This is a genomic window from Streptomyces albofaciens JCM 4342 (genome assembly GCF_008634025.1).
In the GTDB taxonomy this organism is placed as follows: Bacteria; Actinomycetota; Actinomycetes; order Streptomycetales; family Streptomycetaceae; genus Streptomyces; species Streptomyces albofaciens.
In genome coordinates, this window is record NZ_PDCM01000002.1 from 4245554 (window position 1) to 4271311 (window position 25758).

Below are 25758 nucleotides of genomic sequence, written 5' to 3' on the forward strand. Positions count from 1 at the left end.
ACCTCGCCCCCACGCGTCACCTCGCCTCCACCCGTCATCTCATCCACACACGTCACCTCTCCCCCGCCCGTCACCACACCCCTGCGCGCCTCCTCGCCCCCACCCATCACCTCGCCCCCGCCCGCCCCCCTCTCATCACCCAGCACATCCGCTGATCCGACGTCACTTTCCGGCCAGCCGTGCCAAAATAATGTCAGGGGCCACCACGCCGCGCTCCTGTTGTACGGAGCGGTTTCGTCGGCGGCCGGTCCGACGTACGAGCGGGCCCAGGCGTCCGGGGCGGGTGGCCATGGCAGGCATCGATGAGACGCTGCAGGATCTGGTACAGCTCAAGGGCGTACTCGGTGCTTCGGTGGTCGACTACTTCAGCCGGCTCACCCTCGGCGCGGTCGGCGACCCGGCCGGGCCGGACCTCGAAACGGCCGCCCGCGGTGACACCGACGTGGTGCGGGCGAAGCTGTTCACACTGGAACTCCTCGGCTACCGCCCCGAGCGGGTCCAGGACATCCTGATCACGCTCGACGACGAGCTGCACCTCATCCGCCCGCTCACCCGCCGCAGCCGCCAGGGCATCTTCGTCTACCTCGTCCTGGACCGGGCCAGCGGCGACCTGGACACCGCGCGGGACCGCCTGCGGCAGATCGAATCGGAACTGGACGTCTGAGCCCTTCGCCCCTCCGGGCGCGGTGCGCCGCGCGCCGGCCGTCGCCGGGCGCGTTGTGCCGCCGGAATGCCACAAAAGGGGAAGAGTGGGTACGCACCGGTAGAGGCGGCGGTGGTGCGCGGTGACGTACACGCCTCCGGAGCCCGACGAAGGAGGCGGACGATGCACGTGGGACTGCTGCGCACGGTGGGTGCGTCAACGGCGGTGTACGGCCTGGTGGTCACCGCCTGGCCCGCCCTGCTGGCCAAGCCCTCCGGCCTGGCGGAGGCGGACGGGCGGGTGGCGGCGGCGACCCGTACGGCACTGCGCCCGCTGGCCTGGCGCGACACGGCCGGTGGTCTGGCCCTGGCCCTGGCGCCGGCCGGCCCGGCCCTGCGGATCGCCGCCTGCGCACGGATCGCGGCGGACTTCGGTGACGCGGCCCTCCTGGGCGTGACGCTGCCGGGCCGGGCCCGGCGTCGTGCGGCGGTGGCCGTCTCGGTGGGCTGGGGCGCGTTGTCGGTCGCGGGCCTCCTGTGGCCGACGGCCGGGCGGGTACGCGGGGCCGGAGGAGCCGGAGGAGCCGGAGGAGCCGGAGGAGCCGGAGGAGCCGGAGGGGCCGGAGGAGCCGGAGGGATCGGAGGGGCCGGGCGGGGCGACCGGAGCGACCGAACCAACCGGACCGACCGGACCGACCGGACCGACCGGGGCGCATGACCCACGGCCCCCACCCCCACACCGCAGCGCACCCGCCCCTCCTCTCCCCGGAGCACCCCCATGACCGCCTCCCCCTCCATCGCCCTGTTCACCTCCAACCTGCGGGTCCACGACAACCCCGTGCTGAACGCCGCCTCGAAGGGCGACGGCGGCGTCGTGCCGCTGTTCGTCGTGGACGACGGCGTACGGGCCGCGGGGTTCGACGTGCCCAACCGCCGTGCGTTCCTGGCCGATTGCCTGGCCGATCTGGACGACGCGCTGCGGTCGCGCGGGGGCCGGCTCGTCATGCGTACGGGAGACGTCGTCGAGCAGGCGGCGGAGGTGGCCGCGGCGGCAGGCGCCCGTGACGTGCACATCGCGGGCGGCGTCAGCGCGTACGCGCACCGCCGGGAGGAACGGCTGCGGCGTGCGCTGGAGGCCGACGGGCGGCGGCTGCACGTGCACGACGCGGTGATCACCGCCCTCGCGCCGGGCACCGTCACCCCGGCCGGCCGCGACCACTTCGCGGTCTTCACGCCGTACTTCCGCCGCTGGCAGGCCGAGCGCCACCGCGACGTGCTGCGGGCGCCGCGACGGCTGCGGGTCCCCGACGGGGTCGGCTCGCGGCCCGTGCCGCGGCGCCGCGACGTACCCGGGGTGTCGCCGGGGCTCGCGGCGGGCGGCGAGGCCGAGGGCCGCCGCCGGATGACGGCGTGGCTGCGCGGCCCGCTCGACCGCTACGCACAGCGGCAGGACGACCTCGCCGGGGACGCGACCTCCCGCCTCTCGCCGCATCTGCACTTCGGAACACTGTCCGCCGTCGAACTGGTCCGGCGCGCCCGCGAGGCCGGCGGGGAGGGGGCCGGCGGCGACGCCTTCGTACGGCAGCTGGCCTGGCGGGACTTCCACCATCAGGTGCTCGCGGCGCGCCCCGCCGCGGCACACGCCGACTACCGGACGCGGCACGACCGCTGGCGCCGCGACGAGCAGGAGGCCGAGGCGTGGCGTACGGGGCGTACGGGCTTCCCGATCGTGGACGCGGCGATGCGGCAGCTCGCCCACGAGGGGTGGATGCACAACCGCGCGCGGCTGCTGACCGCGAGCTTCCTGACGAAGACGCTCTATCTGGACTGGCGGCTCGGCGCGGCGCACTTCCTGTCGCTCCTGGTGGACGGCGACCTGGCCAACAACCAGCTGAACTGGCAGTGGGCGGCGGGCACCGGCACCGACACGCGCCCCAACCGGGTCCTCAACCCGCTGGCCCAGGCGAAGCGCTTTGACGCCGACGGCGCGTACGTACGGCGCTGGGTGCCGGAGCTGGCGGACGTGCCGGGCCTGGAGGGCGGGGCGGTCCACCAGCCGTGGAAGCTGGCACCCGCGGCGGCGCGGGCGGGGCTGGACTATCCGGAACCGGTGGTCGATCTGGCCGACGGTTCGGCGCGGTTCAAGCGGGCGCGGGGGGTGATTGAGGAAGGAGGGGTTGATTGAGAGGGAGGGGTTGGTTGAGGTGGCGAGGGGGTGATGGGGGGGCAGGGCTCGGCTCTCCGGGCGGGTGCGGCCGAGGGCCGCCGAATACCGCTCATGGCCGGGTATTGCGGATGGTTCCGGTCAATCGACCGCGCCGCGTTCTCGGCCCGGGTTCCCGTGGCTAGCCTGTGCGCCGACCTGCTCCACTCGTAACGCACGAAGGAGAGCGATCATGGTCGACATCCCCACCACGCCCGGCTTGGCCTGGGACGAGGTCACGTCCCTGCACGGGCAGATCGTGGGCAACCCCTCCGTGGCCCCCAACGCCGACGGCCGGCTCCAGGTGTTCGCCCGCGGCAAGAACGAGCAGGCCCTGTGGACGATCTGGCAGACGCGCGACGGCGGCTGGAGCGACTGGGAGCACATGGGCGGTTCGCTGGGCAGCGAACCCAACGCCATCCGCGGCGTGGACGGCCGGATCTCCGTCTTCTACAAGGGCTCCGACGGGCACCTGCACCACGTACGGCAGAGCGCCATCAACGTCGGCTTCAACCCGGACGACATCATCGTGCGCAACATCGGCGGCGACCCGGTCCCCGCCATGAACGCCGACGGGCGCCTGGATGTCTTCTTCCGGGGCACGGACTCCCAGCTGTGGCACGTGTACCAGCAGAACGTCGACTACGAGAACTGGGTGGCGCCCGCCAGCCTGGCCGGCGGCGTCCAGGGCAACCCGGCGGTCGCGCGGGCCGGTGACGGCAAGGTGGAGGTCTTCCACCACAGCACCAACGGCAACCTCTACGACAACCAGCAGAAGGTCCCCGACTCCAGCGACTCCTGGAGCGGGCACTTCGAGCTGGTCCGCAACATCGGCGGCGGCGTCGAGGCCGGTCTCGACTCCGACCAGCGCATCCAGGTCTTCTTCCGCGGCACGGACACCCAGCTGTGGCACATCCAGCAGAAGGCCGGATACGACTCGTGGTCCTCCGCGTCCAGCCTGGCCGGCGGCGTCCAGGGCACCCCGGCGCTGGCGCGCGCCGCCGACGGGCGGCTGGTGGTCTTCCACCACAGCACCAACGGCCACATGTACGTGGCCGAGGAATCGCGGATCAACGGCGTGGACTGGAGCGGCCACTTCGAGGTCGTACGCAACGTCGGCGGCGACCCGGTGGTCGGCACCAACCGCGACGGGCGGCTGGAGCTGTTCTTCCGCGGCACGGACGAGGCGCTGTGGCACCGGCCGCAGAAGTTCGTGTGAGGCGGCCGGGGCAGCGGGCGGAGAACGTGTGAGGCGGCCGGGCGTGGTGCGCCCGGCGGGCGCGACGTGGACCGTACGGGTGCGACGTGAACCCTACGGGCGCGGCGTGATCCCTAAGGGATCGACGTGAACCGTACGGGCGTTACGGGCGCGTCGCCTTGAGCGAGTACATGAGCGGGACGCGGGGGCGGTCGGCGGGCAGGCGGTAGAAGCCGTCGTCCCCGCGTTCCAGCGAGCCGAAGCGCTGGAACATCGTCATGTCGTGCTCGTGCAGGAACTCCAGACGCAGGCCCGCCGCGGCCAGCGCGGAGACCACGTCGCCGAGGGTGTGCTGCCACTCGACGCGGCGGTTGTGCACCGTGGGGGCCGAGAAGTCCGTGTACGTACCGGGGCTCTCGTCGACCCAGGCGTCCCGGCTGAAGTAGTCGTGCGCGACGCGGGAGGCGCTCTCGTCGTCCAGGGCGTCGGTGATCGGGTGGAACTCGGCGAGGTAGAGGAAGCCGCCGGGGGCGACGAGCGAGGCGGCCGTATCGGCCCAGCGGCGGACGTCCGGGAGCCAGCACAGCGAGCCGATGCCGGTGTAGACGATGTCGTACGTGTCCGGGGCGGCCGGGGAGGCGGCGACGGCCTCGGCCGCGTCGTACACGTCGGCCGCGAGGAACGTGGCGCGCTCCGGGCCGATGCCCAGCTCGGCGGCCGTCGCCCGGGCGGCCTCGACGGCGGGCTCGGAGAAGTCCAGGCCGACGACGTGGGCGGCGCCGCGGTGGGCCCAGGACAGGGTGTCCTGGCCGATGTGGCACTGAAGGTGCAGCAGCGTCCTGCCGGTGACGTCGCCGACCTCCGCCACCTCGAAGTCACGGATCACATCGCGGCGCCGGCGGAAGCCGTCCTGGTCGTAGTAGTCGCTGGCGAGGTGCAGCGGAACGCGCTCGTCCCACATGGCCCGGTTGGCCGCACGCCAGTCCTCGGGTCCCTTGTGTGTCAGCATCCGCCGAAGTTATCCACAGGCTGGGGGCCGCGCCAGCGGATTTTTCCCGGGCCTGCGCAGAATGGGGCCATGACTGACGAGACCACCACTGCCAACACCGACCGTTCCGGGGCGGCGGACGCCTCGCGGGCGGCCGGGTCCCCCGGGGCCATGCCGGACTGGGAGAAGCGCTTCCGGGCACCGCGGGTCAGCCTGCCCGAGTGGGCCGAGGACGCCCCGGACCGTTCCCTGTTCGTCTCGAACGCGACAGGCACCTACGAGCTGTACGCCTGGGACCGGGCGACCGGCGAGCAGCGGCAGGTCACGGACCGGCCGAACGGCACCACGGACGGCACGCTGACGCCGGACGGCGAGTGGATCTGGTGGTTCTCGGACACCGACGGAGACGAGTTCGGCGTCTGGCAGCGGCAGCCGTTCGGCGGCGGCGCGGACGAGCCGGCCGCCCCGGGCCTGGAGCCCTCGTATCCGGCGGGCCTGGCGCTCGGCCGGGACGGCACGGCGGTGATCGGCCGGTCCACGGACGAGGACGGCACCACCATCCATGTCGTAAGGCCGGGACAGCCGCCCGTGGAGATCTACCGGCACCGCGAGTCGGCGGGCGTGGGCGCCCTGTCGCACGACGGCTCCCTGATCGCGATCGAGCACACCGAGCACGGTGACGCGATGCACTCCGCGATCCGGGTCGTGCGGCCGGACGGCACCACCGTCGCCGAACTGGACGACACCAAGGGCGGCACCGAGGAGCTGGGCCTGTCGGTGATGGGCTTCGCGCCGGTGGACGGCGACTCCCGGCTGCTGGTGGGCCACCAGCGGCGCGGGCGCTGGGAGCCGATGATCTGGGACCCGCTGTCGGGCGAGGAGAGCGCCCTGGCGATCGACCTGCCGGGCGACGTGGGCGCCGACTGGTATCCGGACGGCGCGGCCCTGCTGGTGGAGCACGAGTTCCGGGCCCGCGCCGAACTGTGGCGCTACGAGCCGCTGACGCGGACGCTGACCCGCGTCGAGACGCCCACCGGCACGATCTCCGGGGCGACGGCGCGGCCGGACGGTGCGGTGGAGTTCCTCTGGTCGTCGGCCGCTCAGCCGCCGGAGGTGCGCTCGACCAGCGGGGCGGTCGTCCTGGACCCGCCCGGCGCGAAGGCGCCGGGGTCGGTGCCGGTGACGGACGCGTGGGTGGAGGGCCCCGGCGGCACCGTCCACGCGCTGGTGCAGCGGCCGGCGGGCGATGGCCCGTTCCCGACCGTTTTCGAGGTGCACGGCGGTCCGACATGGCACGACAGCGATGCTTTCGCGTCCGGGCCCGCGGCATGGGTGGACCACGGCTTCGCCGTGGTGCGGGTGAACTACCGCGGCTCGACGGGCTACGGCCGTGAGTGGACGGACGCGCTCAAGCACCGCGTCGGACTGATCGAGCTGGAGGACATCGCGGCGGTGCGGGAGTGGGCCGTCTCCTCCGGGCTGGCCGACCCGGAACGGCTGGTGCTGTCCGGCGGCTCGTGGGGCGGCTATCTGACGCTGCTCGGGCTGGGCACCCAGCCGGAGGCGTGGGCGCTGGGCCTGGCGGCGGTCCCGGTGGCGGACTACGTCACGGCGTACCACGACGAGATGGAGGCCCTGAAGGCGATGGACCGCACGCTGCTCGGCGGGACGCCGGAGGAGGTCCCGGAGCGCTTCGAGGCGTCCTCGCCGCTGACGTACGTGGACGCGGTACGCGCGCCGGTCTACATCTCCGCCGGGGTCAACGACCCGCGCTGCCCCATCCGCCAGGTGGAGAACTACGTCGACCGCCTGAAGGCGCGCAACCACCCCCACGAGGTCTACCGCTATGACGCCGGCCACGGCTCACTGGTCGTCGAGGAGCGCATCAAGCAGGTCCGGCTGGAGCTGGACTTCACGCGGCGGTATCTGGGGCTGGGCGGGGGTGGAAAGCTTCGGGAGTAGGGGCTGAAGGGGGCGGGGGTGGGGGCGCGGGGTGGGGGTGGGCCGGGGGGGAGGGGGAAGGACTCGGAAGCCCGCAGAGCACCGGCCCAAGCCCTCCGCCCTCCCCCCCCGCCCCGTGATCCCCCACACCCCCGCCCCGCCTCCCCTCCCCGTCCGGGACAATGGAGGTTTGTACGGAGCACGGCGGTCGCGGAAGCGGTGCCATAACCGTCCCGGAAGCGGTGCCACGGCTGCCGCGGAGGCGATGCCATGGCGGTCGCGGAGGCGATGCCATGGCGGTCGCGGGGGCGGGGCCACGGCGGCCGCGGGCCGTGCTCAACATGTGGCAGGAGCGTGCTCCTGCTCGTTTTGTGGCAGGAGATCACGCGCGGTGTCCCAGAAGCAGGAAGCCCCCTCGGCCGGTGACGGCCGTCTCGACCTGCAGGCCGACTGCGGCAGCTGCTTCGGGCTGTGCTGTGTGGCACTGCCCTTCGCCGCCTCGGCCGACTTCGCGGTCGACAAGCCCGCGGGCAAGCCCTGCGGCAACCTCCAGGCGGACTTCAGCTGCGGCATCCACGCCCGCCTGCGCGACAAGGGCTTCTCCGGCTGTACGGTCTTCGACTGCTTCGGCGCGGGCCAGAAGGTCTCCCAGGTGACCTTCGGCGGTACGGACTGGCGCAGCGCGCCGGACACGGCGCGGCCGATGTTCGACGTGTTCCCGGTCATGCGCCAGCTCCACGAACTGCTCTGGTATCTCACCGAGGCCCTGTCGCTGCCGTCCGCCCGCCCCGCCCACAAGGACCTCCGCCGCGCCCTCAAGGAGACCGACCGGCTCACCCGGGGCAGCGCCGAGGCGCTCGCGGAGGTGGATGTCGCGGCCGTACGGCAGGAGGTCAACGCGCTGCTGCTGCGTACCAGCGAACTGGTGCGGGCCACCGTTCCCGGCCGCAAGAAGAACCACCGGGGGGCCGACCTGATCGGCGCCCGCCTCACGGGGGCCGACCTGCGGGGCGCCAACCTGCGCGGTGCCTACCTCATCGCCGCCGACCTCAGGGGCGCCGATCTGCGCACCGCCGACCTGATCGGCGTGGACTTCCGCGACGCGAACCTGAGCAGGGCCGACCTCACCGGCGCCATCTTCGTCACCCAGTCCCAGCTCAACGCGGCCAAGGGCGACGCGACGACCAAGCTGCCGACGGGTCTGAGCCGCCCGGCCCACTGGAAGTAGGGGTATCCCGCAGAGCGGTCAGGGCCGCGGCGCCTTGGCCGCCTGCTCTGCCTGCTCTGCCTGCTCCACCTTGGCCGCCTGCTCCGCCTGTTTCACCCGCTCCGCCCGCTCCGCCCGCTCCGCCTGCTTCGTCTGCTCCCCGGACGCGCCGTCGTCCGCCCCGTCCGGCCCCTCCTCCGGAACCAGCCCCAGCGCCACGTCCCTGGCCGCCTCCGCCTCCCGGCGGAAGAGCCGGAACCACATGAAGACGACGAACCCGGCGAACACGAACCATTCACCGGTGTAGCCCAGGTTCTGGAACGCCTTCAGGTCCAGGCCGCTGCCCTCCGCCGCCGTCGGCGGTACGGCCCGCAGCGGGGCCTGCGCGTCGGTCACGGTGATCCAGGCGTCGTACACGTCGTACGGCACGATGTTGACCAGCGACGCCGCGCTGATCATGCCGAGCTGCCCGGCCGGCAGCCCGCCGCCCGCGTGCACCCCGTCGGTGCCCTGGTTCTCCGACGCCTGTAGCGCGCCGGTGACCTTCACCGCACCGCTCGGCGGCGCGGGCACCTTCGCCCGGTCCTCCGGCGCGTCGGCGTCACCGGGCAGCCAGCCCCGTACGACCGGGAGGGCCTTGCCGCCGTCCGTACGCAGCAGCGTCAGCACATAGAAGCCGCGCCGCTGGTCGAGCTCACGGTCCGGTACGAGCAGCTGGTGCGCGGTGTCGTAGCGGCCGGTCGCGGTGGCCTGGCGCCCGGAGGTGACCTTGTCCACCGGCAGCAGCTCGGCCAGCGGCCGGGCGGCCGCGGTCTTCGCCTCGGCGGACCGGTCCTTCTGCTGGTGGTGCGTATCGACGCGGTCCTCGAAGCGGCTCAGCTGCCAGCTGCCCATGAAGATGCAGAAAGGGATCGCCAGTACGGCGAAGACGTTGATTCCCCACCACCGCGGGGTCAGCAGGAACCGGTACACATGGCCAACGGTACGGGGAGCGCCGCCCGGACCGGACGGCGGGGCCGAACCGCCCCGCCACCACCCACCCGGCAGGGCCCACCGGCCCCTTCACGGGCAGAACCTCAGCAGAGACCATCGGTTACCGCACCGGCGGAACCTCGACGGAGACCGCCGACTCCCCAACCGGCAGAACCTCGGCCCCCACCAGCTACTTCACCGGCAAAGCCTCGGCCCCCACCAGCTACTTCACCAGCAAAGCCTCGGCCCCCACCAGCTACTTCACCAGCAAAGCCTCGGTCCGGTAGACCGTGCCCGCGCAGGCGTCCGGGATCTTGGCGTCCGCCGCCGCGGGCTCCCCGGCCTCCGGTGTGTGATTGAGCACGACGCCGCTCGGCGGCTTGGAGCCACCGCCGCCCGGCGTGCCGTCGTCGCCGCCGGCCTGGCCGCCACCGCCCGTGGTTCCTCCGCCGCCCCCGCCGCTGCCGCTGTCCGTGGTGGAGGCCGAGGCGCCGGGCGTCGTCTCACCGGGTGCCTTGGACGGGGCCGGGGACGGCGTGGGCGGGGGCGCGGCACAGCCGGTGGCGCCGCCGCCCTCGGCCGGCACCCACGCGAACTTGACCTCGTACGCCTGGCCCGGCTTGAGCACCAGCTGGTCCGGCGTCGTGATCGGGTCGGGCAGGCCGGGGGCCGCGTCGCCCGCCGTGTGGTCCACGACGCTGATGCGCGAACTGTTCGTACTGCCCTGGGCGAGCACGCCGACCTGGCCGCCGCCCTCAACCGAACATGTGGTGTCGGAGGTGTTCACCACCCGGAACGAGCCGTAGATGCGGCCCGCCGAGTCGGCCGGGCCGACCGTGCTGACACCGTTGCCAAGCTGCGCGCGCGAGCAGGCGGGCGAGGTGACGTCCATCGTCGCGGACGGGTCGGGGGTGGTGCCGCCACCGGTGCCGGGCTGCTTGCCGTTCTTGTCCGGGCCCTTGCCCGGCTCGGTGGGCTTGGCTCCCTCTTCCGTCTTCCTGCCGTCGTGGCCGGCCGGCGGCTTGCCGGTGTGCTCCGTGCCCTCGCCGTGCGAGCCCGAGGCGCCGCCCGGGGTGCGCTGCGTACTGGCCGCGTTGGCGGGGCGGTCCTCGGGGCCGTCGGTGAAGCTGGCCACATGCACCATCGCGGGGATGGACGTACCGCCGAGCAGGAGGGCCGCGGCCGCGCCGACCACGGCATGGCGGCGCCGGCGGCGCCGGGCCGGGACCGCGCGGCGCAGCTGGTCGAGCGCGTCGGGAGCGGGCTCCAGATCGTCGACGGCGGAGCGCAGCAGCCGCCGCAGCTCGTCCTCGCCGACGCCGAAGCCATCGCCGGATCCGATGGCGGGACCGTCACCGGAGCCATCGCCGGATCCGATGGCGGGACCGTCACCGGAGCCATCGCCGGACCCGATGGCGGGACCGTCACCGGAGCCATCGCCGAAGCCGCCACCGGAACCATCGCCGCCCGACCTCAACGGATCACGGGCATCATGCGGATCACGGGCATTACGCGAGTCACGGGCACCACGCCCGTCACGGGCACCACCCGAGCCGTGCAGTTCATCCGGTTCTCGCGAAACGTCCTGGTCCTGCCGCTCCTGCCGGTCCTGCCGCTCCTCCCGGTTGTGCGGTTCTTGCCGGTGGTGCGGATCCTGCCGGTGGTGCGGATCCTGCCGGTGGTGCGGGTCTTGCGGATCATGCGGGTCGTACGGGCCGAACAGCTTGCCACTCATGCGGGAGCCTCCATGGCGACGCGCAGCGCCGCGATACCCCGTGAGCCGTACGCCTTCACCGAACCGAGCGATATCCCCAACGTCTCGGCGACCTGCGCCTCGGTCATGTCCGCGAAGTACCGCAGGACCAGGACCTCGCGCTGGCGACGCTGCAGTCCGCGCATCGCCTTGATCAATTGGTCGCGTTCCAGGAGGTCGTACGCGCCTTCCTCCGCGCTGGCCATGTCGGGCATCGGCTTGGAGAGCAGCTTCAGTCCGATGATGCGGCGGCGCAGCGCGGAGCGGGAGAGATTGACGACGGTCTGGCGCAGATAGGCGAGGGTCTTCTCGGGGTCACGCACCCGGCCCCGGGCGGAGTGCACCCGGATGAAGGCTTCCTGGACGACGTCCTCGCACGAAGCGGTGTCGTCCAGCAGCAGCGCGGCCAGCCCCAGCAGCGAACGGTAGTGCGCGCGGTAGGTCTCGGTGAGATGGTCGACAGTCGTGCCCGCAGCCATCGCGTCGTCAGTGTCCCCACGCTGGGGGGAGAGCTGCGCGGGTTGCGCGGGCTGCGCGGCAGGCCATGGGGCGATCACCGGCATGCCCCCGGGCAGACGGCGCCGCAACGGCCGCACCGCCGTGCCGCCGGAGCCCCCTGGGGCGATCGTGATGCCGAGTACCTCTGCCACGCCTGTTGGACACGTTTCCCCCCATCAGGGTTGTACGCGCAAGACACCGTTTTTGACGGTGGGTCGAATGCCCTCATGCGTACCAGCTCTTCCCCAAATACCCCATTTGTCCCGCAGGTCCGTGGCCGCCCGTGAGGGGCGGCGACAAAGACGCTCCCCTCCCAACTACCGGTTGCAGCAAGGGGGGAAGCGAATGGTCGAACACGCCGTCGGACCAGTTCAAGTGGTTTGGACCAACGACTCGCTCACAGGACCTTCACACGACTCACAAGGTATCTCCTGAGCGGATCAGCGACAGCACCAATCGGGTCAGAGCCCGGCCCGAAGCGGCCCACCGGGGCCGCCGACGGCGGTTCCCGGCCATGGAGCACCGTTTACCGGACACCGGCTCTCACCGACGTCCGGCCTCCGGCGTCCTACGCCGCCAGCTCCGCCGCGACCACCTCGGCGATCTGTGCCGCGTTCAGCGCCGCGCCCTTACGAAGATTGTCCCCGCACACGAACAGCTCCAGCGCGCGGGGGTCGTCCAGCGCCCGCCGTACCCGCCCGACCCAGGTCGGATCCGTGCCCACCACGTCGGCGGGCGTGGGGAACTCGCCCCGCGCCGGATCGTCACAGACCACGACACCCGGCGCCGAGGCCAGGATCTCGTGCGCCCCGGCGACCGTGACCTCGTTCTCGAACCGGGCGTGCACGGTCAGCGAGTGCGTCGTGATCACCGGGACCCGTACGCAGGTGGCGGAGACCCGCAGCCCCGGCAGTCCCAGGATCTTCCGCGACTCGTCGCGGACCTTCAGCTCCTCCGAGGACCAGCCGTCCTCCTTCAGGGACCCGGCCCACGGGACGACGTTCAGCGCGACCGGCGCCGGGAACGGCCCGAGCGTGTCGCCCATCGCCCGCCGTACGTCGCCGGGCGTGGTGCCCAGTTCCGTGCCCGAGACGGCGGCGAGCTGGGAGCGCAGCGTGTCCACGCCGTCCCTGCCCGCGCCCGAGACGGCCTGGTACGAGGAGACGATCAGCTCGCTGAGCCCGTACTCGGCGTGCAGCGCGCCCACCGCGACGATCATCGAGAGCGTGGTGCAGTTCGGGTTGGCGACGATGCCGCGCGGGCGTACCCGGGCCGCGTGCGCGTTGACCTCGGGGACCACCAGCGGCACGTCCGGGTCCAGCCGGAACGCGGCGGAGTTGTCCACGACCACCACGCCCTTGGCGGCGACGATCGGCGCCCACTGCGCGGCGACCTCGTCCGGTACGTCGAACACCGCGACGTCGATACCGTCGAAGACCTCCTCGTCCAGCGCGAGGACCTCGACCTCCTCGCCCCGCACGGTCAGCTTGCGGCCGACCGAGCTCGGGTGGGGGTCCCTGCTCGAACGCAGCCGAGAGCTCGGGTGGGGGTCCCCCCTGCTCGAACGCAGCTGAGAGCTCGGGTGGGGGTCCCCCCTGCTCGAACGCAGCTGAGAGCTCGGGGGAGACACCAGCCGGATCTCGCCCCAGATGTCGGCCCGCTCGGAGAGGATGCCGAGCAGTACCGAGCCGACCGCGCCGGTGGCGCCGACGACGGCCAGATGCGGCTTACGGGCCGCGCGGTCACCCGCGCGGCCCGTAGCCGTACCCGAGAAGGGGGTCGTCATCGACCGGTGCCGCCGTACACCACGGCCTCGTCGCTCTCGCTGTCGAGACCGAAGGCGCTGTGCACGGCCTGCACGGCTTCCTTGACGTCGTCGGCACGGGTGACCACCGAGATACGGATCTCGGAGGTCGAGATCAGCTCGATGTTCACGCCCGCGTTGGACAGCGCCTCGAAGAAGGTCGCCGTCACCCCGGGGTTGGTCTTCATACCGGCGCCGACCAGCGAGATCTTGGCGATCTGGTCGTCGTAGCGCAGCGAGTCGAAGCCGACCGAGGCCTTGGTCTTCTCCAGCGCCGCGACGGCCTTGCGGCCCTCGTCCTTCGGCAGGGTGAAGGAGATGTCGGTCAGACCCGTCGAGGCGGCCGACACGTTCTGTACGACCATGTCGATGTTGACCTCGGAGTCCGCGATGGCGCGGAAGATCGTCGCGGCCTCACCCGGCTTGTCCGGCACGCCGACGACCGTGACCTTCGCCTCGGAGGTGTCGTGCGCGACGCCCGAGATGATCGCCTGCTCCATGGGCTGGTCCCCTTGCGGTTCGTTGCTGACCCAGGTGCCGCGCAGTCCGGAGAAGGACGAGCGGACGTGGATCGGGATGTTGTAACGGCGGGCGTACTCGACGCAGCGGTGCAGCAGCACCTTGGAACCGGAGCTGGCCAGCTCCAGCATGTCCTCGAACGAGATCCAGTCGATCTTCCGGGCCTTCTTCACGACCCGGGGGTCGGCGGTGAAGACGCCGTCCACATCGGTGTAGATCTCGCAGACATCCGCGTCCAGCGCCGCGGCCAGCGCGACGGCGGTGGTGTCCGAGCCGCCCCGCCCCAGCGTGGTGATGTCCTTCTTGTCCTGGGAGACGCCCTGGAAGCCGGCGACGATGGCGATGTTGCCCTCGTCCACGGACGTCTTGATGCGGCCCGGGGTGACATCGATGATCCGCGCCTTGTTGTGCACGGAGTCGGTGATCACACCGGCCTGGCTCCCGGTGAAGGACTGCGCCTCGTGACCGAGGTTTTTGATCGCCATCGCCAGCAAGGCCATGGAGATCCGCTCTCCGGCGGTCAGCAGCATGTCGAACTCGCGCCCCGACGGCATCGGGGACACTTCCTGCGCGAGATCGATCAGCTCGTCCGTCGTGTCGCCCATCGCGGAGACCACCACAACCACCTGGTTGCCGTTCTTCTTGGCCTCGACGATTCGCTTGGCGACGCGCTTGATGCCCTCGGCATCCGCAACGGATGAGCCGCCGTACTTCTGCACGACAAGGCCCACGTGCGCTCCTCGCAACTGTCTCTTCGGGAGTTTCCTCCCGGACCCCCTGACACGGGGGTACTGCGGTCGGCTCAGTCTAACGAGCAGGCGGAATCCGCCTCGCCAATACCACATGGTGAGACATCTGGCTCACGTCACGCGTTGTCGTGGACCGGCGTGGGCGCACCGTTGCACCCGCTCGGCCAGCACATGCCCGCTTCTCCCGGGGGCACACGGAAAGGTAAGCCAGGTCACACCGGGGTGCGGCCGTACGGAACCGGGGCGCGACCGTACGAGACCGTGGCGGCGGCCGAACGGAATCGAGGCGCGACCGTACGGGGCCGTGGCGGCGGCCATACGGAATCGAGGCGCGACCGTACGAGACCGTGGCGGCGGCCGTCGTACGGGTGGGCCGCGTCAAAGGATCGCGTACCCGCCCACCGGGCCGTCTCACACCTCGCGCGACTCCCACCGGGCCGTCTCACACCTCGCGCGACTCCCACCGGCCGTCTACACCCGGCGCAGCCCCAGCGGCCCGGCGATCTCCGCCGCCATGACCTTGCCGGCCTCCTCGGCCAGCCGTTCCTCGTCGCCGTCCACCGCGCCGCTGTCCGTGTCCAGGCCGTCCAGCGCGTCCAGCGGCTGGTCGAGGCGGACGTGGGCCACCAGCGACTGCAACGCGCGCAGGGCCGCGCTCGCCGTCGGCCCCCAGTTCGACAGGTACGAGAACTGCCACCACCACAGCGCCTCGCTGATCCGGCCCGCGCGGTAGTGCGCCAGTCCGTGCCGCAGGTCCGTGATGATGTCCGCGAGGTCGTCCGAGATCCGGGAGGCGACGGGCTCGCTGCGCGGTACGTACGGGTCGAAGACCTCGGAGTACACGTCGACCGGGTCCAGCAGCCGGGCGAAGCGCTCCCGCAGCTCGTCCACGTCCGGTTCCGGGCCGACGTCGGGCTCGTACCGCTCGTCCGGCACGATGTCCTCGTGCGCCCCCAGCCGGCCGCCGGTCAGCAGCAGCTGGGAGATCTCCAGCAGCAGAAACGGCACAGCGCTGTCCGGCTCGTCCCCCTTGGCCACCTCGGTGACCGCGACGATGAAGCTTTCGATCGAGTCGGAGATCTGTACGGCGAAATCGTCCGGGTTCTGCGTCGCGTCGTGCAGCGTGGCATCAGACATCGAGAAGTCTCCTCCCTTCGAAGGCCCGCCCGAGCGTGACCTCGTCGGCATACTCCAGATCGCCCCCGACGGGCAGTCCGCTGGCCAGCCGCGTCACCCGAAGGCCCATCGGCTTGACCATGCGCGCGAGGTACGTGGCCGTCGCCTCGCCCTCCAGATTCGGGTCGGTGGCCAGGATCAGCTCGGTGATCGTGCCGTCCGCGAGCCTGGCCAGGAGTTCCCGTATCCGCAGATCGTCGGGGCCCACGCCCTCGATCGGGCTGATCGCCCCGCCGAGCACGTGGTAACGGCCGCGGAACTCGCGGGTCCGCTCGATCGCCACGACGTCCTTGGGCTCCTCCACGACGCAGATGACCGCCGGGTCGCGGCGGGGGTCCAGGCAGACCCGGCACTGCTCGTCCTGCGCGACGTTGCCGCACACACTGCAGAACCGCACCTTCGCCTTGACCTCCATCAACGCGTTCGCGAGCCGGCGGACGTCGGTCGGCTCGGCCTGAAGAATGTGGAAGGCGATCCGCTGCGCGCTCTTGGGACCGACGCCGGGCAGCCTGCCCAGCTCGTCGATCAGGTCCTGGACCACGCCTTCATACACGGAACGTCTTCTCTCTCTTCTGCCGTGCTGCGTACGCTAGTTGGCTGCTCCCCGGAAAGGGAGCCCTGTGGGGCCCCGTCCGCGGAACCTTTTCGTCTGGCCCGTCCCGGTGTCGGGACGGGCCAGGGGGCCGCGGCCGAGGCCGATGTCGGGACGGGCCAGGGAGCCGCGGCCGAGGCCGGCGGCCGGACGGCTCAGAAGGGGAGGCCGGGAATGCCGCCGCCGCCCAGGCCCTGGGCGAGCGGGCCGAGCTTCTGCTGCTGGAGCTGCTGGGCGCTGGCATTGGCGTCCCGTACGGCGGCCAGCACGAGGTCCGCGAGGGTCTCGGCGTTCTCCTCCGCGCTGCCCGCCTCGGGGTCCACCGCCTTGGGGTCGATGACCAGGCCCTGGAGCTCGCCGGAGCCGTTCACGGTCGCCTTGACCAGACCGCCTCCCGCCGAGCCCTCGACGGGGGTTTCGGCCAGCTCCTGCTGGGCCGCCGCGAGATCCTGCTGCATCTTCTGGGCCTGCTGGAGCAGCTGCTGCATGTTGGGCTGACCACCGGGGATCACTACGTGACTCCTGCCGTACGACAACGATTGGTGCGGTAGCCCGAGCCTACGTGCTCGAACGGCGCTACGCCCTACGCCGTACGGAGGAGCACGGCGGCACGGGCGGCCCGCGCGCCACCGGGGGCCGGCACGTCCCGGTAGCCGCCCTCCGCCCGCCCGCGGTCAGAGGGCGTTTTCTCCCAACGTTTCGTCTCGATGTGCCGCGTTGGCGAGGTTTCATAGTCCTCGCCAGGTTGGTGTGGTTTCTCTGGTGAGGCGTCGCGTCATGAGGGCGATCATCGCGATGTAGATCATGGCCGTGGAGCGGGCCGGGAGGGCTTCGTAGTCGCGGGCCAGGCGGCGGTTCAGCATCAGCCATCCCAGGGTGCGCTCCACGCACCACCTGCGCGGTTGCACGGTGAAGCCGCGGGCTGCGCCGGGGGTGCGGCGGACGATTTCGAGGTCGATGCCGAGGCGGGCGGCGCGGTCGACAAGGTATTCGCGGTAGCCGCGGTCGGCCCAGCCCTTGCGGATGGTGGGGTGGGCGGCGGCGATCCGGTTGAGCAGGGTCTCGCCGGCGGTGGAGTCCTGGATGCTCGCGGCGGTGACCAGGACGGCCAGCAGCAGGCCGGTCGTGTCGATCACGACGCTCCGCTTGCGGCCCACGATCTTCTTGCCGACGTCGGCGCCCTGGCCGGCCGCGGGGACGTTGGCGGAGGTCTTGATGCTCTGGGCGTCGATCACCATCGCGGTCGGCTCCGGCGTGCGGCCTTCGTCCTCGCGGACGCGGCGCCGCAGCAGGGCGTTGAGCTGCTCGAAGACGCCGGCCTGCTCCCAGCGGGCAAAGTACTGGTAGACCGTGTTCCAATGTGGATAGTCGTGCGGCAGGTAGCGCCAGGGGATGCCGGTGCGGGCCACGTAGAGCACCGCGTCCAGGAGATCGCGCAGGTCATGGCGGGGCGGGTGGCCGATGTTGAGGCCCCGGCGGACGATTTCCTCCCGCCAGTTGGTCAGCAGCGGTTCGACCAGGGCCCAGCGGGCATCTGACAGGTCACTGGGATAGCGGCGACGCGCGCTCATGCCTCCGGAGTAGCCGAGGACCGGGGCGCCGGTCAGGGTGTGGGCCGGACGGGCAGGGGCATTCGAACCCAACCGGCGCACTTTGCGACGAAACAGGAGCAGGCGGCGCGCAACAACCGGATCTCCGCCTCATTTGCCACGCGAGTGACACACGCCGCACTCACCTCCCCTATCACTCATCAGAATTCATCGTAGAAACCTGCAAAAGGCGGCAAAACGCCCTCTCAGTACTCGTTGTTGAACTCCTCGACCACCGTCGCGCCCAGCTCGCGGACGATCAGGTCGTGTCCGCTCAGTGCGGAGTCGACGAGGTCGGGGTCGTCCTCGGCCGGCATGTCGTCCTCTATCGACACCGGCGCGGGCTCCGGCTCGCGATACCCGGCCTCCGGACCGGCACCGCCCGCAGCACCGCCGCCGGACCCGTACGACCCGCCGGAACCGCCGTTGCCGCCGCCACCAGCCGTGCCGACGCCGCCGGACCCGTAACCGCCGCCTCCGGCCGGGGCCCCCGCCGGCGCGACCGCCTGCCGCGCCATCTGCGCGCCCTGGCCGCCGCCCGTTGCACCACCCGCGTCGTACCCGGAACCGCCGTCGTATCCGCCGGACGGGCCACCCGACCCGCCCTGGCCGCCGCCCTGCGCGGGCGCGCCCGAGGGGCCACCGCCGAAGCCGCCGCCCTGCGGCGCGCCTCCGCCGTAACCCCCTCCGCCACCGCCACCGCCGGGCGGGTTGGTGCCCCCGGAGGGATCGACGATCGCCTCTACCCTCCACTGCACGTTGAACTTCTCGGCCAGCGCCTGCCGCAGCACGTCCTCGCTGCCGCCGTTGGCGAAGCTGTCGCGGGCACCGGCGTTCGGGAAGCCGATCTGCAACGTCGTGCCGTCGAACCCGGCGACCTGCGCGTTCTGGCTGAGCAGAATCCAGGTGAAGCGGCGCCGCCCCTTCACGGCCTCCAGAATCTCCGGCCACAGCTGCCGCACCTGCGCGGCCCCCTGCGCCATGCTGCCGCCGCCCTGCGGGGCCTGCTGTCCGTACGGGGACGGCTGACCGTGCTGTACGGGTACGGACTGGCCCGGCGCGGCCGGAGCGCCGCCCCCACCCGGACCGCCCTGCCCCGGCGCGGCAGCCGTGGGCCACCCACCAGGCTGCCGCCCAGCGGACGCGCCACCGGCCGCCTGCTGCCCAGGCCAGGCACCAGGCTGTCGCTGCCCACCACCAGCGCCACCACCGGCACCGGCACCAGCACCACCGCCGACGCCGGCACTCTGCCCAGCCCCCTGGCCACCTCCAGCCACAGGCCAAGCCCCGGGCGCGGCTCCGGGCGCGGCCCCGGGCGCAGCCCCGGGCGCGGCCCCGGGCGCGGCCCCACCACCAGGCGCACCAGCAGCCGCAGCCCCTCCCCCAGAGGCAGCCTGTTCACCGGGCACACCGGTCCCACCGGGCGCCACCGGTCCCGCTCCCGCAGGCTGAACATCTGCCGGGGGCTCCGAAGCCCCCACGGATGTCGGCGCGGGCGCTGGGGCGGGAGGGGACGCGGGGGCGGAAGCAGGAGGAGCGGAAGCGGACGCGGGGGCACTCCCGCCACCCATCCCCCGCACCGCGGCCCGTGCCGCGGCCGGACCGGACGGCCCTGCGGGCGGGCCCGCGGGAGGCGGGGCGACGGCATGGCCGCCGGGCCCTGGTGCGTACTCGACCGCGGGGCCGCCGACGCCCGTCGACACCGCGCCACCGAGGTTCAGCCCGGCCGTGCTCGCCCCGCGCTCCAGGCGGTCGAGGCGTGCCTGGACCGAGCGCTCGTCGTCGTACGCGGCGGGCAGCAGCACGCGCGCGCAGATCAGCTCCAGCTGCAGCCGCGGCGAGGTCGCCCCACGCATCTCCGTCAATCCGACATTGACCAGGTCCGCGGCCCGCGCCAGCTCCGCGCCCCCGAACACCGACGCCTGGGCCTGCATCCGCTCGACCACATCGGCGGGCGAGTCGATCAGACCCTTCTCCGCCGCGTCCGGCACCGCCGCCAGGATCACCAGGTCACGCAGCCGCTCCAGCAGGTCGGCCACGAACCGCCGGGGGTCGTTGCCGCCCTCGATGACGCGGTCCACGACCTCGAAGGCCGCCGCCCCGTCGCCCGCGGCGAACGCCTCCACGATCGAGTCCAGCAGCGACCCGTCGGTGTACCCGAGCAGGGCCGCGGCCATGGCATATGTCACACCGGCATCGCCCGCGCCGGCGAGCAGCTGGTCCATCACCGACATCGAGTCACGCACGGACCCGGCCCCGGCCCGTACGACGAGCGGCAGCACGCCCTCCTCCACGGGGATGTCCTCCTGCGCGCACACCTCACCCAGGTAGTCACGCAGCGTCCCCGGCGGCACCAGCCGGAACGGATAGTGGTGCGTACGCGACCGGATCGTCCCGATGACCTTCTCGGGCTCGGTCGTCGCGAAAATGAACTTCAGATGCTCCGGCGGCTCCTCGACCACCTTCAGCAGCGCGTTGAAGCCCGCCGACGTGACCATGTGGGCCTCGTCGATGATGTAGATCTTGTACCGGCTGCTGGCCGGCCCGAAGAACGCCTTCTCCCGCAGCTCACGCGCGTCGTCGACACCACCGTGCGAAGCGGCGTCGATCTCGATGACGTCGATGCTCCCCCGCCCGTTCCTGGCGAGGTCCACACACGACTGGCACTCCCCGCACGGATCGGGAGTGGGACCTTTCTCACAGTTCAGACAGCGCGCCAGGATGCGCGCACTGGTCGTCTTGCCGCAGCCACGCGGCCCACTGAACAGATACGCGTGGTTGACCCTGTTGTTGCGCAGGGCCTGCTGCAGCGGATCGGTCACGTGCTCTTGCCCGATGACCTGAGCAAAGGTCTCGGGGCGGTAGCGGCGGTACAGCGCGAGGGACGACACGCATACGACGATATCGGCCCCCACCGACAACCGGGCCGCCCCCGACCTCCGGAACGCAAACGCCCCCCACGCACCCGCCAGAGCTCACTTACCCTTGCTGCCTTCCGGCCCTGGGGGAGTTCGGTGAGATAGCGCCACGTGAGGGGCTGCGCCCAACCCTAGCGGATCCCACCCCCAACCCACGACCCCGCCCCACCCCAAGATCCACCCGCACCCCCTCCCCCGGGTCCATGTTCGCGAGCACCCCTCAACGTCTTGTATTGTTTGCGGCGGAGGATTCGCCTAGTGGCCTAGGGCGCACGCTTGGAAAGCGTGTTGGGGGCAACCCCTCACGAGTTCGAATCTCGTATCCTCCGCCAGTGCCTCACCGGGCACTACGTCGAAGGCCCCTACCGTCCGCGGTGGGGGCCTTCGTCGCGTTGTGGATCGGGCTTCCCCCGGAGCGTGTCCCCTCTCACACCCGTGTTAGCTGAGCGTTAGTGGCGCGGCAGTCTGGTGGTAGTGGCTCTGGTCAGGGTGGGTGTCGTACGGAGGAGAGACCGACACCGACTTCCCGGGGGCCCCGAAATGAGCGCCAGCACCTCTGCCCACACCACTCGTCGCCGCACCCTGCGCGTTGCCGCCGCTGCCCTGACCGCGGCCGCCGCGCTGTCCCTGACCGCCTGCTCCGGCTCGGACGCAGCCGCCTCCAAGCCGGGGAGCCAGCCGGGGGCGGGCGCGAGTACGGCTGCCGAGGCCGGTGGTGCGGGCTCCGCCGAGGCCGGTGGCGCGGACACTGCCGGCGGAGCGCAGGGCGGCGGTGCCCAGGCCGGCAAGGCCAAGCCGGGCTCCGAGGGCGAGGGCACCTCGTCCCGCGGCGGCTCCGGGGGCAGTGCCTCCTCGCGTGCCGGTTCCGGGAGCGGCGCGGCGAAGGGCGGGGGGAAGGGGAAGTTCTGCCGTACGAGCGAGCTGACCATGGAGGCTGTGGACAGCTCGCCCGACCAGAAGGTGGGCGACGTGACCGTTCAGATGACGAACAAGAGCGGGCGAACCTGCTCGGTGACGGGCTTCGCGGGTGTCGACCTGAAGGACGCCGACGGCACCTCCGCCCCTGTCCACCGTGGCGGTGAGCAGCCGCGCATCACCGACCTGAAGCCCGGTGGCACCGCTACCTTCAGCATCTCGTACCCGGTCGACTCCAGCGGCGACAGCCTCGTCTCCCCGACCAACATCATCGTGACGCCGCCGAACGAGACCCACAGCGTGTCTTTGAAGTGGCCCTCGGACGCGCTGAAGCCGGCCGGCCCGTACGACGAGAAGATCAAGGTCCACCCGGTGGGCATCGCCAACTGAACTCCGGTAAGGCCGCGGCACGGTCTCTTCTGGCTTGACTGCCGCAGGTGGACGGCGTGTTGGGGCCGTCCCGCATGAGTAAGGAAAATCGCGCACCGATTCAGGGCTGTTGTTTCGTGGCCTCAGGGCCACTGCATCACGACCACTGGATGAGGTGATTTTCCCCTGCTGTCGTAGAAATGCCGCATGCGGGTGGGCAGGAACCTTTGGAAGCCGACAGGCGGGATGAATTGGTGCGGAGAGGGGGTGATGGCGAATGTGCGAGGTCGCGATCCGAGGTTGGGGGCTGGTTCGGGAAGGCCGGTTGACCGGCTGCCGTGTCGCGACGTTCTGTGCGTCGGTCTCCAAGTGAGCGCGCACCGGCGGGCGTCATCTCGCTCACGCCTGGCGCCCGCCCACTGCCCCAGCCAAGCGGGGTAGCCCTCGGCGAGCGCGTCGACTTCGGAGTCGTCCCCGTGCCGTCCCCTTCTCCGGGTACACGCCTCACCATGGGTGAAATCTTGGTCGGGACGTGTTCATGGACGGATCGGGCGTTGGTGGGCAGTGGGTGGTATCCGGCGGGGCGGCGGGATGCCGAGGGGCGGTTGCGGCATTATGCGGATCGGTTTCCCGTGGTGGAGGTCGATGCCACGTATTACGGGATGCCCAGTGAGCGCAACAGCCGGCTGTGGGCCGAGCGGACGCCGGACGGGTTCCGGTTCGATGTGAAGGCGTTTTCCTTGCTGACCGGTCACCCGACGCGGCCCGCTGCGCTGCCGGATGATTTGCGGTCCGCTTTCGTACGGCGCAGGGGAGCCGAAGGCGGCCCTGACAGCGGGTTGTTGGATGAGGTCTGGCGGCGGTTCAGTGCGGCGGTGGAGCCGTTGCGGGCGGCCGGGCGGCTCGGATCCTTGTTGTTCCAGTTTCCGCCGTGGTTCGCGCCGGGCGCGCGTGCCGAGGCGTTTCTCGCGCGGTGCGGGGAGCGCACGGAAGGGTGGCCGGTCGCCGTGGAATTCCGGCACCCGGAGTGGTGGCGGGGTGAGCGGCGGCAGGCCGATACGGAGGCGCTGCTGGCGGAATTGGGGATGGCCGCCGTGGCCGTGGACATGGTGCAGACGTTGCCGGTTTCGATACCGCCGGTCGCTCCCGTCACGGATCGCCGGCTGGCGGTGGTGCGGCTTCATGGACGTAATCCCGCGTGGGGGTCCGGGAGCAAGGAGGAGCGGTTTCGGCACCGGTATGGAGAAGAGGAGTTGAGGGAGTGGGTGCCACGGGTGCGGGGGATGGCGGAGCGGGCTGATGTGGTGCATGTGCTGTTCAACAACTGCTGTGGTGACGCAGCCGTAAGGGCTGCGGAGGCGATGCAGCGATTGCTCGGTCAGGTGTAGGTGCAGAGAGAGGAACGGGGGGCGGAGCGGGGGGAGGGGGCGCGCGCGAATGCCCCGGGTGGGTGGCCGGTGGGGGTGAAGGGCGGGGATCGTGGGGAATGTAAGGGAGAGAACGTATTGAGGAAATCGCGGTGACGGAGACGGGTGGGGCTTCGACTCCGTCACCGGGTGGTCTCCCCGTCCCTCCCTTGAGCCATGTCGCATTTCCTCGTGCGCACCTTTCTTCGCACTCCATCGGAAGGCACGTCATGCTGCACGGAATCGACATCTCCGCCCATCAGTCCTCTTTCGATGCCGACGGGCAGGACTTCGTGTTCATTAAGGCCACCGAGGGGCGGTCGTACGCCAGTCCGCACCGGGCCGACCAGGCCGCCAAAGCCCGGGACGCGGGGTGCGTGGTCGGGTTCTACCACTTCCTCTGGCCCGGAAACATCGCCGCCCAGGCCGAGTACTTCATCGAGAAGTGCGGGGCGAAGGCCGGTGAACTGCTCGCCGTGGACTGGGAGACGACAAGTGCCGGCACGCATGCGAGCAGTGCGCAGAAGGACCAGTTCCTGCGCGAGGTGAAGAAGCTGCGGCCGCATCACCGCGTGCTTCTCTACACCAATGTGTCGTTCTGGAAGGGCCACGACGCGTCGTCGTACGCCGGGGACGGGCTCTGGATCGCCGACTACGTCTCGCCCGGGAAGCCGCGCATCAAGGGGAAATGGCTGGTTCATCAGCACACCAACCGCCCGGTGGACAAGAACGTCGCGCGGTTCGAGAACCGGGATGCGCTGAAGAAGTGGGCCACCGGCGGGAAGGTGTGAGGGACGTGGCCTTCTGAGGGCCGCACAGCTGTATTCGTGATGGGGTCTTGGGCGTTACGTCGCGTTCCGGTCGTACGCGAGCCTGCCCGCCGTGTACGTGGCCCGTACGGCACGGTCGTCGCCGAGGACGGTGAGGGCGAAGAGGAGGTCCTCGATGCTCTCGGCCTGGGCGGTACGGTCGGCGAGGAGAGGTGTGGCCCGCGGGTCCAGGACGGTGAAGTCGGCTTCCTGGCCCGGTGCCAGGGAGCCGATCGTGTCGGCCAGGCCCAGGGCCTCCGCGCCGCCGCGGGTGGCGAGGTAGAAGGACTTGACCGCGTCAAGGGCGTATTCGCGCAGCTTGGCGACCTGGTGGGCGTCGCGCATGGTCTGGAGCAGGGCGAAGCTGGTGCCGGCTCCGATGTCAGTGCCGAGGGCTACGGTGAGTGGGTGGTCGCCCTCCTTGGCCTCACGGAGGGGGAAGAGGCCGCTGCCCAGGTAGAGGTTGGAGGACGGACAGTGTGCGACGGCCGTGCCGGTGCGGGCACAGTGGTCGCGTTCGGAGGGGGTGAGGTGGATGCCGTGCGCCAGGACGGTACGGGGGCCGAGCAGACCGTAGTGGTCGTAGACGTCGAGGTAGCCGTCGCGGTCGGGGAAGAGGGAGCGGACCCAGGGGATCTCGTCGCGGTGCTCCGCGATGTGGGTGTGCACGAGGGTGGTGGGGTGGGCCGCGCGCAGGGCACCCGCCGCTTCGAGCTGGTCCGGGGTGCTGGTGGGGGCGAAGCGCGGGGTGATGGCGTAGAGGTTGCGGCCGTTGCCGTGCCAGCGCTGGACGAGTGACGCGGACTCGTCGTAAGCGCGCTGGGCGGTGTCGAGCAGGGTGCCGGGCGCGTTGCGGTCCATCCACACCTTGCCGGCCGCGATGCGCATGCCGCGCCGGGTCGCCTCCTCGAACAGCGCGTCGGCCGAGCCGGCGTGCACGGACGCGAAGACCAGGGCCGTGGTGGTGCCGTTACGCAGCAGTTCGTCACAGAAGGAGGAGGCGACGCGGCGGGCGTGGGCGCCGTCGGCGAAACGCTCCTCGGCGACGTAGGTGCGGTCGAGCCAGTCGGGCAGTTGGGCGCCGAAGGCCGCGATGGCCTCCTTCTGCACGTAGTGGGTGTGGGCGTCGATGAAGCCGGGGGTGATCAGGTGGCCCGGGTAGTGCACCGGTTCGGTGCCGTGCGGCAGCCGGTCGCGCAGGGACGCGTACGGGCCGACGGCGGTGATCCGGCCGTCCTCGCAGATCAGCAGCCCGTCGGGCTCATGGATGAGGGCATCCGCGTTTCCGGTGCGGAAGGGGTCGGCGCGGAAGCGGATGAGGGGGCCGCGGACGGCGGTGGGAACCGGGGTGGGTACGGGAGCGGTGGCGGGCGTGCTGGTGGTCATGTGCGGGCGCGTACCCGTTCCGGGCGGAAATCGACGGGTGTACGTCGGCTGTGACGGCTGCATCGTCTGCGTCGGCTGTGTCGGTCGCATCGGCTGCGTCGGCTGCGTCGGCTGCGTCGGCTGC

Annotated in this window: 20 protein-coding genes, 1 tRNA gene, 1 other RNA gene and 1 pseudogene; 10 read left to right on the top strand and 13 right to left on the bottom strand. The window is 71.6% G+C overall.

Annotation, left to right across the window (positions count from 1 at the left end; all coding sequences use genetic code 11):
- Positions 1-289 precede the first annotated feature (289 nt).
- The 4 genes and pseudogenes from CP973_RS38460 to CP973_RS38480 all read left to right on the top strand — a co-directional run bounded on the left by CP973_RS38460 (position 290) and on the right by CP973_RS38480 (position 4064).
- On the top strand, positions 290-664 hold the full coding sequence (locus CP973_RS38460) for a hypothetical protein (RefSeq protein ID WP_150249414.1): 375 nt from the start codon (positions 290-292) through the stop codon (positions 662-664).
- Between the two features lie 162 nt (positions 665-826).
- Positions 827-1177, top strand: a pseudogene (locus tag CP973_RS38465) (hypothetical protein); the annotation flags it as partial.
- 243 nt (positions 1178-1420) lie between these two features.
- Positions 1421-2827 (top strand): cryptochrome/photolyase family protein, encoded by a 1407-nt coding sequence (locus CP973_RS38475; protein WP_150249417.1) that lies wholly within the window; start codon positions 1421-1423, stop codon positions 2825-2827.
- 211 nt (positions 2828-3038) lie between these two features.
- On the top strand, positions 3039-4064 hold the full coding sequence (locus CP973_RS38480) for a PLL family lectin (protein ID WP_150249419.1): 1026 nt from the start codon (positions 3039-3041) through the stop codon (positions 4062-4064).
- A gap of 142 nt (positions 4065-4206) precedes the next feature.
- On the opposite strand, the gene CP973_RS38485 is transcribed toward CP973_RS38480, so the two are convergent.
- A complete protein-coding gene (locus CP973_RS38485) occupies positions 4207-5052 on the bottom strand; it encodes a class I SAM-dependent methyltransferase (protein WP_150249422.1) in 846 nt (281 codons plus the stop codon).
- A gap of 150 nt (positions 5053-5202) precedes the next feature.
- Between CP973_RS38485 and CP973_RS38490 the strand changes: the two genes are divergently transcribed.
- On the top strand, positions 5203-6993 hold the full coding sequence (locus CP973_RS38490) for a S9 family peptidase (RefSeq protein ID WP_208853444.1): 1791 nt from the start codon (positions 5203-5205) through the stop codon (positions 6991-6993).
- 370 nt (positions 6994-7363) lie between these two features.
- Complete coding sequence (locus CP973_RS38495) at positions 7364-8200, top strand: pentapeptide repeat-containing protein (protein ID WP_150249428.1); 837 nt, start codon at positions 7364-7366, stop codon at positions 8198-8200.
- Between the two features lie 18 nt (positions 8201-8218).
- Here the strand turns inward: CP973_RS38495 and CP973_RS38500 are convergent, their stop codons facing one another.
- The 11 genes from CP973_RS38500 to ffs all read right to left on the bottom strand — a co-directional run bounded on the left by CP973_RS38500 (position 8219) and on the right by ffs (position 20873).
- Positions 8219-9151, bottom strand: a complete 933-nt coding sequence (locus CP973_RS38500; protein ID WP_150249431.1) for an SURF1 family protein — start codon at positions 9149-9151, stop codon at positions 8219-8221.
- Positions 9152-9407: 256 nt separating this feature from the next.
- Positions 9408-10886, bottom strand: a complete 1479-nt coding sequence (locus tag CP973_RS38505; RefSeq protein ID WP_150249434.1) for a DUF4232 domain-containing protein — start codon at positions 10884-10886, stop codon at positions 9408-9410.
- Positions 10883-11554: a SigE family RNA polymerase sigma factor gene (locus CP973_RS38510; RefSeq protein ID WP_425282065.1), complete on the bottom strand. Its 672-nt coding sequence runs from the start codon at positions 11552-11554 to the stop codon at positions 10883-10885. The genes CP973_RS38505 and CP973_RS38510 overlap by 4 nt, the downstream gene beginning before the upstream one ends.
- Positions 11555-11970: 416 nt before the next feature.
- Entirely contained in the window at positions 11971-13188 is a 1218-nt protein-coding gene (locus tag CP973_RS38515) for an aspartate-semialdehyde dehydrogenase (RefSeq protein WP_244410231.1), read from the bottom strand.
- Positions 13185-14456 (bottom strand): aspartate kinase, encoded by a 1272-nt coding sequence (locus tag CP973_RS38525; protein WP_003984653.1) that lies wholly within the window; start codon positions 14454-14456, stop codon positions 13185-13187. Before CP973_RS38525 ends, CP973_RS38515 begins: the two co-directional genes overlap by 4 nt.
- A 489-nt stretch (positions 14457-14945) precedes the next feature.
- Positions 14946-15611: a DUF5063 domain-containing protein gene (locus tag CP973_RS38530; RefSeq protein ID WP_150249436.1), complete on the bottom strand. Its 666-nt coding sequence runs from the start codon at positions 15609-15611 to the stop codon at positions 14946-14948.
- The gene (recR, locus tag CP973_RS38535; RefSeq protein ID WP_003984655.1) at positions 15604-16203 is read right to left on the bottom strand and encodes a recombination mediator RecR; all 600 of its coding nucleotides are present in this window, start codon (positions 16201-16203) and stop codon (positions 15604-15606) included. The genes CP973_RS38530 and recR overlap by 8 nt, the downstream gene beginning before the upstream one ends.
- A 194-nt stretch (positions 16204-16397) precedes the next feature.
- Entirely contained in the window at positions 16398-16754 is a 357-nt protein-coding gene (locus CP973_RS38540; protein ID WP_150249440.1) for a YbaB/EbfC family nucleoid-associated protein, read from the bottom strand.
- Positions 16755-16970: 216 nt separating this feature from the next.
- Positions 16971-17813, bottom strand: a complete 843-nt coding sequence (locus tag CP973_RS38545) for an IS5 family transposase (protein WP_150249444.1) — start codon at positions 17811-17813, stop codon at positions 16971-16973.
- A 224-nt stretch (positions 17814-18037) separates the two neighbouring features.
- Positions 18038-20722, bottom strand: a complete 2685-nt coding sequence (locus CP973_RS38550; protein ID WP_150249447.1) for a DNA polymerase III subunit gamma and tau — start codon at positions 20720-20722, stop codon at positions 18038-18040.
- A gap of 52 nt (positions 20723-20774) precedes the next feature.
- Positions 20775-20873, bottom strand: an RNA gene (ffs, locus tag CP973_RS38555) — signal recognition particle sRNA small type.
- Positions 20874-20993: 120 nt separating this feature from the next.
- Between ffs and CP973_RS38560 the strand changes: the two genes are divergently transcribed.
- The 4 genes from CP973_RS38560 (at position 20994) to CP973_RS38575 (ending at position 24230) form a co-directional block, all read left to right on the top strand.
- Positions 20994-21081 (top strand) — tRNA-Ser (locus tag CP973_RS38560).
- Positions 21082-21289: 208 nt separating this feature from the next.
- Complete coding sequence (locus CP973_RS38565) at positions 21290-22054, top strand: DUF4232 domain-containing protein (protein ID WP_150249450.1); 765 nt, start codon at positions 21290-21292, stop codon at positions 22052-22054.
- A 488-nt stretch (positions 22055-22542) separates the two neighbouring features.
- Positions 22543-23421 (top strand): DUF72 domain-containing protein, encoded by an 879-nt coding sequence (locus CP973_RS38570; RefSeq protein WP_150249453.1) that lies wholly within the window; start codon positions 22543-22545, stop codon positions 23419-23421.
- Positions 23422-23669: 248 nt separating this feature from the next.
- Complete coding sequence (locus tag CP973_RS38575) at positions 23670-24230, top strand: glycoside hydrolase family 25 protein (RefSeq protein ID WP_150249456.1); 561 nt, start codon at positions 23670-23672, stop codon at positions 24228-24230.
- Positions 24231-24284: 54 nt separating this feature from the next.
- On the opposite strand, the gene guaD is transcribed toward CP973_RS38575, so the two are convergent.
- Entirely contained in the window at positions 24285-25634 is a 1350-nt protein-coding gene (gene guaD / locus CP973_RS38580; RefSeq protein ID WP_150249460.1) for a guanine deaminase, read from the bottom strand.
- Between the last annotated feature and the right edge of the window lie 124 nt (positions 25635-25758).